The sequence below is a fragment of the Arthrobacter pasteuri genome, assembly GCF_054510955.1.
Genome location: NZ_JBTNDO010000002.1, coordinates 153,744 through 166,046 on the forward strand (window position 1 = coordinate 153,744; position 12,303 = coordinate 166,046).

Below are 12,303 nucleotides of genomic sequence, written 5' to 3' on the forward strand. Positions count from 1 at the left end.
GTCAGTTCTCCGTCTCGATGAATGCGGCGTTGCTGAGGTGGACGACGCCGTCGGCGAAGGTCTCCACGCCCGCGATGTCGGTGCTGTAGGCGGTGAGGTTGCGCTGCCGGTACAGGTAGATCAGGGGGTTGTCCTGCTGGACCAGTTCCACGGCCTCTCCGTAGAGGGCTGCGCGGTCGTCGACGTCGTTGATCTGGGCCGCACCGGTGAGCAGCCGGTCCACCTCCGGGTTGCTGTATCCGGAGTAATTGTTGCCGCCGCCGGTCGAGAGGAAGTTGAACATGTTGCCGTGCGGGTCGATACGCCCGGACCAGCCGAGCTGCAATGCCTCGAAATCACCCCTGGACTGGACGTCGAGGAGGGTGGAGTACTCCACCGGCACCACGGTGAGGTCGAACCCGCCGTCGGCGGCCGCAGCCTGCAGCGCCTGGCCGTACCGCAGGGTGTCGGGGGTGTTCGTCACCTGCATACGGATGGGGTACGGCACCTCGACGCCGGCGTCCTCGAGCAACTTCTTCGCGCCCTCCGGGTCGAAGGGCGGGCAGTCCTCGCTCAGCTCGGAGGCGTAGGGGCTGTCCGGTGAGATGGGCGAGCACGCCGGCTCGAACCAGCTGTTGAACACCGTGTTCACCAGTGCCTCGCGGTCGATCGACATGGACAGCGCCATGCGGATCGCCTTCTCCCGCGCGATCGGGGTGTCGATGACCCCCGGCGGTTCGCCGGTACCCTCCGTATTGCCGACGTTCACGGTGAGTCCCTGGTACCCCAGCGATCCGACCTGCAGCACGCCCACGCCGTCCTCCTTGAGCAGGGCGTCGACATCCTGCGGGGAGATGGTGTCCGCCACCTGCACATCGCCGGAGCGGAGGTTGGCGGCACGGATGTTGGCGTCGGTGATGATGCGGTAGGTGATGGTGTCGAGGTGCACGGTGTCCGCGTCGTAGAAGAGCGGATCGCGCTCGACCGTGATGGAGGTCTGCGGCACGCGGTCGACGAACTTGAAGGGCCCGACACAGACGGGGCTGTTGCCGAAGTCCGCGCCCTTCTCCTCGATGGCCTTGGGTGAGAGCATCATCCCGGCGCGATCGGCGAGCGCGGCGGCGAGCGGCGCGAAGGGCTTCTCGTAGCTGATCTGGACGCGGTCAGGACTCACGGCCCGGATCCCGGCGATGGGTCCGAGTTCGCTCTTGCGCGTGGACCCCTCGAGCGTCAGGTGGCGTTCGAGGGTCGCGCGGACGGCGTCCGCGTCGAACGGAATACCGTCCGCGAAGACGGCGTCGGTGCGCACGGGGATGGTGACGGTGAGGCCGTCGTCGGAGATCTCCGGCAGTGCCGTAGCCAGTTGCGGGACGATCTCACCCTCGGCGTCGATGTCGTAGAGCTTCTGGCACATGGTCTGCATGACGTAGCGCGTGTAGAGGGACGACGACGTCGTCGGGTCGAGGCGGTCCGGCTCGGCGGACAGCGCCATCACGAGGTCACCTCCCTCGCGGATCGTGGCATCCCCGATCGGCACGCTCGTGATGTCCTCGCGGACGGGAGTGGCCGGCAACGCCTGGATCGGCTGGCACGCCGTCAGGGCCGTCACTGCGACAGCGGCAACGGCCAGCAGGCCGATCGGCCTGCGGGGTCGGATGCGGGATGCCGGGTTCTGAGGGGGGTGGGGCTGGGGGTGCTGCATGGGTTCCTCACGAAGGGACGGGATGGAACTACGTTCTGCACGGCGGCTGTCGGATTGAATACAATCACCCGTACGAAGATAAGCTTCGTATACATTCGTTTCGAGGTTGTTACCGGAGGAAAACATCGTGAAGAACCGCGTGGCGACGGACCGGCTCCATCTCTGGCTCATGCTCGGCCTGACATTCTCGACCGGCGTGATCGACGCCGTCGGCTACCTCGGCCTCGACCGGGTGTTCACGGGCAACATGACGGGCAACGTCGTCCTTCTCGGCATGGCCTTCACGGGCGGCACCGGCCTGCCCGTCCTCCGGCCCGCGCTCGCCCTCGCCTTCTTCATGGTCGGCGCGGCGCTCGCCGGCCGTGTCCTGCGGAAGGGTCCGGAGGGGTGGTCGGGCCGCACGTCGGCCACGCTCCTCACGGTGACCCTCGGACTGACCGCGCTCGCGGTGTACGTCGCGCTCGTCGACGTGCAAGCCGAGGAGGTGCTCGGCAGCATCACCACCTCGGTGCTCGCGACCGTGATGGGCATCCAGGCTGCGACGGCGAAACGACTGAAGGTCGCCGAGATCACCACCGTCGTCGTCACGTCCACCATCACGGGCCTCGCCTCGGACTCCCGGCTCGCCGGCGGCAAGAGCCCCTTCTGGGCGCGCCGCTTCTCCGCCATCGCGCTCATCCTGGCGGGGGCCGTCGTCGGTGCCCTCACACTGAAGGTGGACCTCTGGCTCGGGGTGGCCGTCTCCGCGCTGCTCTCCGCCGCCGCGACCCTCCTGGGCCACCTCCGCCACCGTCGGGACCGCAGGGAAGCAGTCGCAGGAAGCGCCAAGGAATCCGCACTACGGTAGAAGCATGCAACAGGTAGACCAGCAGTTCGCATTCCACCGCCTGGCCCGCTCGTCGCCGCAGTACCGGTGGTGGAAACCGCTCCTCACGGCGCTGCTCGGACTCGCCCTCTACCTGGTCTTCACGGTGGTCCTGCTGATCGCCGGAGCGATCGCAGCGTTCATCACATCGGCGGACGTCTCGCAGTACCTGGACGCGGCAGCGGCGATCGACATGAGCGACCCCGTGATCTTCGCCTTCACCCTGGTCTCCCTGATCATCATGATCCCGGCGCTCGCGCTCGCCGTGCTGATCACGGGACCGCGGCCCGTCGGCCTGCTCTCGTCCGTGGCCGGCCGCATCCGCTGGCGCTGGCTGGGCCTGTGCGCCGCCGCGGCGCTGGCCGTGTTCCTGGTGAGCCTGGGCATCTCCACCGTTCTCGGCTTCCTCTTCCCGGAGGAGGCTGCCGCGGCGCCCGTGCAGCAGGAGACGTCCACCCTGCTCGTCCTGCTGGCCCTCTCCATCCTTGCCGTCCCGTTCCAGGCCGCGGCCGAGGAGTACGTGTTCCGCGGCTTCCTGATGCAGGCCGTCGGCGGCTGGCTCCGCCACCCCGCCTTCGCGATCCTGCTGCCCGTGCCGCTGTTCGTCGTCGGCCACCTCTACGATCCGCTCGGCCAGGCCGACGTGGCGATCTTCGCCGTCTTCGCCGGCTGGATCAGCTGGCGCACCGGCGGTCTGGAAGCGGCCATCGCGGTGCATGCGATCAACAACATGACCATCTTCGTGCTCGGCGCCTTCGGGCTGGTCGACGTGAACTCCACGGAGGGGTCCGTGAGCGGGCTCCTCGTGTCCGTGGCGACCATGGCGGTGACCGCCGGCGTCATCGTCCGCCTCGCGAACCGCCGCGGCATCGACCGGACCCGCACCGTCGTTCCGCAAGCCCCGCTCGAGCACGCCCATCCTTCGTACGCCCTTCCGGCGGCGGGCGGGAGTGCGACCTTCGGGTACCAGGTAGCGCCGGTCCGCGACCCCTGGGCACAGCACACGCCCCAGCAACTGCCCCAGGGACAGCCGGGCGACTACGATCCCTCCCAGTACGACCCCTCCCGGTACGGAACGCGGCCCGGAGCGCCATCCGCGGTGCGGTCCACAGTGCCGTCCGGAGCGCCGTCAGAGGTGCGGCCCGCGGCGCCGGCCCGACCTCCGGCCGTGCAGCCGGAGTCCGAGATGCCGCCCGGCCCGCCCCGACAGACAGCCCCGGCCGTCTCTCCGCTGCCCGCTTCCGCGACGGCACCACCTGCACCCCTGCCGACCTCTGCTGCACCCGCCGGCTCGACGCCTGCACGATCAGCCACTCCGCCGGAGGAGCCTGCGCACCCAGCACGGGACCGCGATGACCGGCACCCGTCCGGCCCCGCCCACCCCTGGGGGCCGGGCCACCCGACAGGTCCGTCCCACCCCGCCGGACCGGGTCACCCCGGCTCGGGAGCGTACGCGGCAGAACGGTAAGCAGAACGGTAGACGGTATACGACGAGGACCAGCACCCGGCGGTGTGATCGGCCTCCTGATGCGGACCGTATCGGCCTCCTGATGCGCACCGATCGGCACCGGCGTCCGGCCCATGAGAGCAATCTGACATCCGTCTAGTTTTGAGTCAACCAAAACACGGCGTAGGCTGGTGGCATGGCCACTGATCCGCCGTCCAGTTCGAATTCGCTGCGCGAGTCGATCCGGGCGTCGGGACTGAAGGTCACCGCGCAGCGTCTCGCCGTCCTCGAGTCGCTGCAGCAGAATCCGCACTCCAGCGTGGAGCAAGTGACGGCGAAGGTACGCGCGGCCCTGAGTGGTTCGTCCAGCCAGGCCGTGTACGGAATCCTCGCCGCCTTCACGGGCGCTGGACTCGTGCGGCGTTTCGATCCCCCGGGTTCGCCTGCGCTGTTCGAGTGCAGGGTGGGTGACAATCACCACCACCTGGTCTGTATCCGGTGTGGCGCGATCAGTGACGTGGACTGCGTCATCGGTGAGGCTCCCTGCCTCGCACCATCGGACACCACCGGCTTCGCGGTCCTCACGGCGGACGTCACCTTCAACGGCGTCTGCCGGAAGTGCCAGGACGCATCTGCGGTCGAAACCACCGCCTGACCCCGTCGGGCGGTCCGGGCCCTGGAGTACCAGGGCGTCCGCTCCGTGCTGTCCGGCACCAGGCGCGGCAGCCGCATGCGCTCCGCGCGCCATCCCCGGTGCATTACCGCACCCCACCTATCAAGGAGCATCATGACACTGCGCGAATACGCGACATCGACCCTGCGAACGACGGGCGCCGGCTCGAGCCGGCCCACCCGACCGGCTCCGCTGGGCGGCCGGTATGTAACGACCGACCGGCATCGGCCGGTTATGGAAGGGACCTACGTGACGATGGGTTCACCCGCCCGGCCCGCGACCCGCGGGACCTACGTCACGACGTTGCACCCGTCTCCCCTCCAGGGCGGTCGGTACACGTTCTCCGAGTGATGCCGCTGGCCGGCGGCGTCAGCCCTCGACGCGCAGGCCTATGCTGTCGGCGAGGAAAGGGGCCAGCAGCTGCAGCTGGTACTCGTCGATCGTGGCGCCGCGCAGGCCGTCGAGGCCGCTGACGCCCCGGAAGCTGCTGGTGCGAAGGTCGGCGTCCTTCAGCTGGGCGCCGTCGAGCGTGAGTGTGCCGACCGTGCAGTCCTGCAGGGCCAGCCGGGTTGCCCGCACACCCGTGAGGTCCAGTTCTCCGATGATGCACCCGCTCACGAGCACATCCGTCAGCTGGGCGCTGCCGAGATTCACGTAGTCGAGCTTGCCCCCGTCGAGGTGCACGCCGTCGAGCCGGCTGTCGTAGAGCTCCGCCGAACCCCACCGCGTGCTGCGCAGCGACGTCTCACGCCAGCTGCTCCGCGGCGCGCGGAACACCGGGGCGAAGAGGTCCTCGAAGGCGCATTCGATGAACCGCGCACCGCGCAGCTCGGTGTCGTTGAGTGACACGCCCTGCAGCATGCATTCCTGGAGCGTGATCCCGGCGAGCTCCTCACCATCGAAGGAGGCGCGTTCATACAGCTCCCCTTCCCGGTGGTCGCCGTCGAGCAGGTGCGGCTCGTCGACCCGGGTGACGTCCCGCGGTGCCCTCAGGGAGAGTCGCGGGGCGTTCGTGGCGCTCGCCGGCGCTTTCCTGGCCATGGTCCCTCCGTCGTGACATCGCGTCGTACATCCGTCATCGATGCGGCTGCACCGGCTCGCCAGTCTAGCTGCGCCGTCCGGTGCGGCCGGCGCCCGGACCGCCGGGGAGGGCGCGTACAGGCGCCGCCCGTGTTTTACTGGCATTCGTTCTTCCAGGGGGAAACCGATGGGCAGCGACCGCATGCAGAACACGCACGACCCGCGCTACGACGGGATCTACCAGCGCGGGGCCGCCCCGGACGCCGCGTCCCGGGCGGTGTTCCCCGCGCCGCACCCACCAGCACTGCCCTGGCCGGCAGAGGACGCCGCTACCCCCGCGGTGATCCGCGAAATGGGCTCCGAAGCACCCGGGCAACCAGAGCCCGGCACGCGGCCCCGCAATCCCTTCGATGTCTGGGTCTGGGTCGTCGCGGCGGTGCTCGTGGCCCTCGGGGTGTATTTCCTCTCGGCCCCGCTGATCCACGAGCAGCAGTACGCGGAGCAGTTCGCCCTGGGACAGATGGCCACGCCCTACAGCAATCCGTGGTTCATCTACACGCTCGCGGCCGCCCCGCCCCTGATCCTCGTCGGCGTCGCCACGGCCGTCGTCCAGCTCTTCGTGCTCTCCATCCGCCACACGCTGCGTACCCGCTGACGGTCCGTGCACGGGGAGGCGGGCTGCCGCCCCCGTAGGGTGGACAGCATGGAATCGCCGATCGAAAGCTACCTCAGGACCATCCACCGTGAGATCTCCGATCTGCGGGACGGGAAGCCCTACAGCACCATCCCCGCGATGGCGAACGTCGATCCGGACAACTTCGGCATCTGCCTGACCACCGTCGACGGGTACATGTACGAGATCGGTGACACCCGGGAGGAGTTCACGATCCAGTCGATTTCCAAGCCGTTCACCTATGGACTGGCCCTGTCGGATCTGGGGATGGAGGCGGTCGACGCGAAGGTCGACGTGGAGCCCTCGGGCGACTCCTTCAACGAGATCTCGCTGGCACCGGGCAGCGGGCGCCCCTCGAACGCGATGATCAACGCCGGCGCCCTGACGGCGACCTCGCTCGTCCAGTCCCGGGGCGGCAACACGCGCTTCCGGCGCATCGTGAACACGTACTCGCAGTTCGCGGGCCGGCAGCTGGGCGTCAACCAGGAGATCTTCCGGTCCGAACTCGAGCACGGCCACCGCAACCGTGCCCTGGCCTACTTGCTGCGGTCCTTCGACATCATCAAGGACGACCCGACCCCCGTCATCGAGGACTACTTCCGGCAGTGCTCCGTGATGGTGAACTGCATCGACCTCTCCGTCATGGCGGCGACGCTCGCGAACTCCGGGCGGAACCCGCTCACGGGTGTCGAGGCGATGGACCTGCTGGCCGTCGAGAGGGTCCTGTCCGTGATGACCACCTGCGGCATGTACGACGACGCCGGATCGTGGATCAGCACCGTGGGCATGCCGGCCAAGAGTGGGGTGGGCGGCGGGACCATCGCCGTCCTGCCGGGCCAGGTGGGCCTCGCCGTGTACTCGCCACCGCTCGACGAACACGGCAGCAGCGTGCGGGGCATGGCCACGAGCCAGCGGCTGTCCCGCGACATGGAACTGCACTTCGTGCGTGCGGCGCGGGCCGGGCGGTCCGCCATCCGGGCCACCTACGACATCACGGCCGCACCCTCGGGCATCCGCCGGACCGACGAGGCGATGGAGGTCCTCCGTGACCAGGGGCACCGCGCCATGGTGATCGAACTGAACGGGGACCTCCTGTTCGCCGGCACCGAGTCGATGGTGCGTGCGCTCAGCAGCCTGGACGACGACGTCGACTTCGTCATCCTGGACCTGCGCCGGGTGGACGAGGTGGCCGACGTCTCCCTGCGCCTGCTGGGCCAGTGCCGCGAGAACCTGGCGAAGGTGGACCGCGAGCTGGTCCTGATCGACGGCGAGGGCACCCTGGCGGAGACGTTCCGGGACGTCGATCGACCCGTGCCCACCTTCGATACGCGCACCGCCGCCGTCGAATGGTGCGAGAACGAACTCATCACGCGGTACGGCGGGGACCTCATCCTCCCGTCGGAGGTGGAGGTGGCGCAGTGCCCTGCGCTGAGCCCCCTCAGTGACGAGGATGTCGAGGCACTCACGCGCCGGATGGAGGACCGGACCTACGAAAAGGGCCATGTGGTGCGCCGGGTCGGGCAGTCCTTCGGGGGCGTCTTCTTCATCCTCTCGGGCAAGATCGTGACCTCCGTCCCCGGGCCCTCCGGTGAGCGCCTCAAGCTGACCACCCTCAGTGCCGGGATGACCTTCGGTGAACTGGCGCTGGGCAGCGACAACCGGCAGGAGACCACGGTGAAGGCGCTGGAGAAGGTGCACGTGAAGGTGCTGACCGCACAGGCCATCCGGACCGTCGAGAAGGAGGACCCGCGGCTCGCCGTCGAACTCTGGAAGGCCCTGACCCGTGACGCCTACACGCGCGTGGACCTGTACCTGCGGGAGACCGCGGTGCGGATCCGCGACTAGAGCGGACGGCTCCGACCCCGGACGCGACTAAGGGGTCGCAGTGCACAGAAGCCGGACCGGACCACGAGCCCTTGCCTCTCCCCCGAGTGTCAACTAGTGTTGACGAATGGAGGTGAAGGGATTGAAGACACTCGTTGGATCGATGGATGGTAAGGGACCCGCTGAATCCCTGCAGATCATTGCTGAACTGCACCGGGAGGTAGGGCGTGCAGAGGCCGGCCTCGTCCGGAGCGCCCGTCAGGCCGGATTGTCATGGGAGGCCATCGCCCAGTGCCTCGGGGTGAGCAAGCAGGCAGTCCACCGGAAGTACGGCAAGCAGTAGCGCGAGGCCCAGGGCCACTCGGTCCGCAGGAGATTCACCGCCCCGGGACCTCTTGGCGACCTTTGCCTCCTGCCGCCCTCATGCCGTCGTGATCTCCCGCCGCTTCATGCCGAGGAGGGCCGTGAGAGCGGCAAGGACAGCGATGCCGAGCATCCACCACGCACCGGTCCAGTCCGTCGTCGTACCGTTCGGCACAGGGGTGTGGGAGAACGGGAAGATGTTCCGGACATTTTGGTCCAGGCCCATCATTCCATCGAAGATGCCGAGAACGACGCCGGCTCCCAGGAGTGCCCAGCCCATCGCGATGGTGGCCGAGGGGCGGAGGACGAACACCAGCGCGGGGACGGCGAGGTAGATGAGTGCTGCGGGAAGCTGGGCCGCGGCCGTCTCCCACACGGCCCCCCCCCTCCACGGAGGTGTCGTGCGAGACGGTCAGGGAGACCCAGGCGCCGAATGCCGTCAGGACCATGACCAGCACCACCGAGGCCGCTCCCAGCACCAGGGCGATCCTCCAGCTACGCCAGGAGGAGGCGGGCGGCACCGCGGAACTACTGCTTGCCGCCCCCGTCGGCCGGATGCGATGGCTGGCGAGCTACCTTGGTTTCGCCGCCGGAGAGATTGGGCCACAGCCGCACGTCACCGGGGACGTAGGCCAGGCGGCGGTGCACTTGCACTGGCTGCGCCCATGGGTCGAGACCGAAGACGCGGGCCGTCATTCTGGAGCGCCCATTCCGTCCTTGCCACGCCCAGCAGGATTCGGGGGGTACTCGGCATGGACCATCCAAGCCGAACGAACGCGCGCATGTCCTCATCAGGTCTGGCTCGACCAACCTGCATGCCGGGATAGCGATGGATGAGGAGCAGGTGAATAACCTCGAGGCGGATCGGGGTGCGCTGACCGACTTCTTGCAGGTCGTCACCCATAACAGCGAGGACAGGGTGGGCGGAAGCCCGTAGCCCCTCGGCTCGTGACGTACAGCAGGCGGCCACGCGTACGGGGGCCGCCCTTTCGTTTGTCAAAGGCGGACGCAGTATCTTCACAATATTGGCTTTCCTGGCCGTCTGAGTATCTCTTCACTCCAGGACCACGGGTAACACTGGTCACATCTCAACTACCTAGTTCTGAAAGCCCGGCGCTGCGGTCTCATCCACTCGTGGAACAACGCTCCGGGGCCCGTCATGGTGCTGTGTCGTCTGGGGAGGCGTCAGCTTGTTCGCGTGGCCTTCTCAGCCATGCCCATCAGAGAGTGAACGTCATCAAAAAATCAACAAGCGCTCTACTTGATCGGTCCTCTTCATGAGGAAGTTATTGACCGCGGTCGCCCTGTCGACGTTGGTTACCACAGGGTGCTCAGCACCAACATTTGAAGGGACTCGTGCAGCGGTAAGCGCACCAGTCTCCATCGCTCCGGTAGCGGACACGTACGTTCAGGCTGATTTCCCGACCACGAACTACGGCAACAGCGTCCGTTGGAGCACAGAGGGCCGCAACTCCATGCGGCGCAACGCCCTCCTCAAGTTCGATGTGGTCGTACCGGCAGGAGAGCGGATCGTATCCGCCAAGCTCCGGGCCTATTCAGAGGCGAGCGCAACAGCCACTGAGTTCGTCAACGTGTACAAGACGACCGGCGACTGGACAGAGACGGGTGTTACATGGAACAACGCACCCGCCCGTGGGACGTGGCTGGGCAAGACCGGTGGTTTCGCAGGTAGCTCGTGGGTGGAGTGGGACGTGACAGCCGCTACGGTGGCTGGAGCGAACAACTTCAAGCTCGAATCGGGCGCCCAGAAGTGGATCGGGTTCAAATCCGACGAGTCCCCTGACCCCGCTCTCCGCCCGAAGCTCGTCATCACCACACAGCCGACCGGGACCACCCCGACAACGCCTCCTCCTCCCCTAACGGGTGATGGTACGACAGCTGCTTCCACCCAGAACTGGGGTCCTGTGGTAGCTGGGGACGAGTTCAACTACACAGGAGCGCCTGACGCCGCTAAATGGAGTGTCTACAACTCGGCTGGTCACGCAGGTAAGGGGTTCCGCAGCCCAGCGCAGGTCACCGTCGACGGGACGAAGGCAGTCCTTACTGGCACCCCGGATGGTACGACAGCCGGGATGAGCGCGAAGTTCGCCAACCAGATGTACGGGCGTTGGGAAGTCAGGGCCGCAGGCTCAGGCGACGACGAGTACCACATGGTCAGCATCCTCTGGCCTGACAGTGGGAACTGGCCGTGCGACGGTGAGGTTGATTTCGCTGAGACAACCGGCGACTGGAACGTCATCAAGTTCTTCAACCACTACTCGTGCGACAACCTGCAGACCTCAGGGTCGAAGGCCCTCGATGTTAGACAGTTCCACAACTACGCGGTCGACTGGTCCCCAGCCGGGATCGTCGGATACGTGGATGGTGTGAAGTGGTTCGAGGACAACGCGCCCGGCCACCAGCCTCCCGGCCCGATGCACCAGACCCTGCAGCTTGACTGGTTCCCGAACAGCTCCGCTAACGGTGCAGGTGAAATGCGGGTCGATTGGGTCCGCGTCCACAACCCCGCAACCATCACGCAGCCGACTCCTACGCCTACCCCGACGCCGCCTCCTTCGACAGGAGGGTCGTTCGACTTCGCCGCCGTGGGGGACATGAATCCGTCAGGCAACACATCAACGACCTCAGCTTCGGGCAAGAACGCCAGCAGCATCAAGGCGGGACTGGCCGATGGGACGCTCGACAACTTCATCGGTATCGGTGACTTCCAGTACAGCGCCGGCAACTGCACGAACAGCAGCTACACGGGTGACACGTTCGCCAAGTGGGAAGCCGCAGGATGGGGTCCCGTAAAGGCGAAGACCCTGTGGACGGCTGGACCGAACCACGACCACCAGCCCGGACGTAACGCCGAGTTCGACAAGTGGATGGACGGTGCGTGTGGAAGCACCGCCAAGTCGGCCACCAGCACTGACCCGACCCGCACGAACGCTAAAGGCTCAGGCACGGCGGCAGGTTTTCAGGCCGCTCACGAGTGGTACTCCGTAGACAAGGGCAACTGGCACATCCTGTTCGCCCCCACCGGAGCATGGCGCTACAACGCCATACGTGCTCAGGCGATGACAGCCGAGATTGACTCCAACCTTGCAGCCGCCAAGGCTCGGGGGAAGCACCTGGCAGTCGTCTACCACGACCCGTACTTCACGTCGAACACGTCCTCACACAGCCGCTTCACGGAGGCCAAGCCTTGGATCGACGTGTTCCACAAGAACAGGGTGAAGGTCCTGCTCTCGGGTAGCCAGCACAACTACGAGCGCACGTGCCCGGTCGACAACGCTGACCAGTGCACCACCGATGGGATGCAGCAGTTTCAGGTATCCACGGGCGGTATCGGCCTGAGGGCATTCACGTCCAGCCCGGCGTACGTCCAGAAGCGTTTCAGCGATACGTGGGGTCACCTGCGTATGAGCCTGAACGATAACGGCTCGTACACATGGCGGTTCGTAGGCGTACATGGCGGCACAGGAACCGATAGCGGTTCCCGCCGGTAGTCCAACTACCTGTGGGGGCTGTCGTGTGGTGACCCCCACAGTCCCATATCTGAAAGGAGGCGAATCGTGAGCGTCACCATGTTTGCGGCTGGTATCACCGAATCGACCGCCTCGACGGCGCCGGTCCAGATCCAGCAGCCTTACGGTCGCAGGCCCTGTCTTGCCACCCTGTCGCGTAAGCAGAGGCGTCGACCCATGACGAAAGAGTCGGTTTCAAGACACTTCTGTGTGAGGCATCGTGGCGC

The 12,303-nt window shown here is 66.9% G+C and carries 10 protein-coding genes and 2 pseudogenes; 8 read left to right on the forward strand and 4 right to left on the reverse strand.

All coding sequences use genetic code 11. The features are described from left to right. Position 1 precedes the first annotated feature (1 nt). Entirely contained in the window at positions 2-1,681 is a 1,680-nt protein-coding gene (locus ACX80H_RS11770) for an ABC transporter substrate-binding protein (RefSeq protein WP_459313544.1), read from the reverse strand. A gap of 127 nt (positions 1,682-1,808) precedes the next feature. On the opposite strand from ACX80H_RS11770, the gene ACX80H_RS11775 reads away from it, so the two are divergent. From ACX80H_RS11775 to ACX80H_RS11785, 3 genes are all read left to right on the forward strand, one after another. Then, positions 1,809-2,528: a YoaK family protein gene (locus ACX80H_RS11775; protein WP_459313545.1), complete on the forward strand. Its 720-nt coding sequence runs from the start codon at positions 1,809-1,811 to the stop codon at positions 2,526-2,528. Positions 2,529-2,532: 4 nt separating this feature from the next. Then, a complete protein-coding gene (locus tag ACX80H_RS11780; protein WP_459313546.1) occupies positions 2,533-4,014 on the forward strand; it encodes a CPBP family glutamic-type intramembrane protease in 1,482 nt (493 codons plus the stop codon). Positions 4,015-4,189: 175 nt separating this feature from the next. Continuing rightward, the gene (locus ACX80H_RS11785; RefSeq protein WP_459313547.1) at positions 4,190-4,648 is read left to right on the forward strand and encodes a Fur family transcriptional regulator; all 459 of its coding nucleotides are present in this window, start codon (positions 4,190-4,192) and stop codon (positions 4,646-4,648) included. A gap of 387 nt (positions 4,649-5,035) precedes the next feature. Here ACX80H_RS11785 and ACX80H_RS11790 read toward each other — a convergent pair whose 3' ends face one another. Then, positions 5,036-5,707, reverse strand: a complete 672-nt coding sequence (locus ACX80H_RS11790; RefSeq protein ID WP_459313548.1) for a pentapeptide repeat-containing protein — start codon at positions 5,705-5,707, stop codon at positions 5,036-5,038. Positions 5,708-5,873: 166 nt separating this feature from the next. Here ACX80H_RS11790 and ACX80H_RS11795 point away from each other — a divergent pair, with 166 nt between their 5' ends. The 3 genes from ACX80H_RS11795 to ACX80H_RS11805 all read left to right on the forward strand — a co-directional run bounded on the left by ACX80H_RS11795 (position 5,874) and on the right by ACX80H_RS11805 (position 8,526). Then, complete coding sequence (locus tag ACX80H_RS11795; RefSeq protein ID WP_459313549.1) at positions 5,874-6,341, forward strand: hypothetical protein; 468 nt, start codon at positions 5,874-5,876, stop codon at positions 6,339-6,341. 48 nt (positions 6,342-6,389) lie between these two features. Then, on the forward strand, positions 6,390-8,204 hold the full coding sequence (glsA, locus tag ACX80H_RS11800; RefSeq protein ID WP_459313550.1) for a glutaminase A: 1,815 nt from the start codon (positions 6,390-6,392) through the stop codon (positions 8,202-8,204). A 106-nt stretch (positions 8,205-8,310) separates the two neighbouring features. After that, positions 8,311-8,526 (forward strand): AsnC family protein, encoded by a 216-nt coding sequence (locus tag ACX80H_RS11805; RefSeq protein WP_301229453.1) that lies wholly within the window; start codon positions 8,311-8,313, stop codon positions 8,524-8,526. A gap of 78 nt (positions 8,527-8,604) precedes the next feature. Here ACX80H_RS11805 and ACX80H_RS11810 read toward each other — a convergent pair whose 3' ends face one another. Next, positions 8,605-8,922, reverse strand: a complete 318-nt coding sequence (locus ACX80H_RS11810) for an efflux permease Rv1217c-related protein (protein WP_459313551.1) — start codon at positions 8,920-8,922, stop codon at positions 8,605-8,607. Positions 8,923-8,993: 71 nt separating this feature from the next. On the opposite strand from ACX80H_RS11810, the pseudogene ACX80H_RS16480 reads away from it, so the two are divergent. Beyond that, a pseudogene (locus tag ACX80H_RS16480) lies at positions 8,994-9,080 on the forward strand (hypothetical protein); the annotation flags it as partial. Between the two features lie 48 nt (positions 9,081-9,128). Here ACX80H_RS16480 and ACX80H_RS11815 read toward each other — a convergent pair. Next, positions 9,129-9,239: pseudogene (locus tag ACX80H_RS11815) on the reverse strand (ABC transporter); the annotation flags it as partial. Positions 9,240-9,823: 584 nt separating this feature from the next. On the opposite strand from ACX80H_RS11815, the gene ACX80H_RS11820 reads away from it, so the two are divergent. Next, positions 9,824-12,058, forward strand: coding sequence for a DNRLRE domain-containing protein (locus tag ACX80H_RS11820; RefSeq protein ID WP_459313552.1), 2,235 nt, complete (start codon positions 9,824-9,826; stop codon positions 12,056-12,058). Positions 12,059-12,303 lie beyond the last annotated feature (245 nt).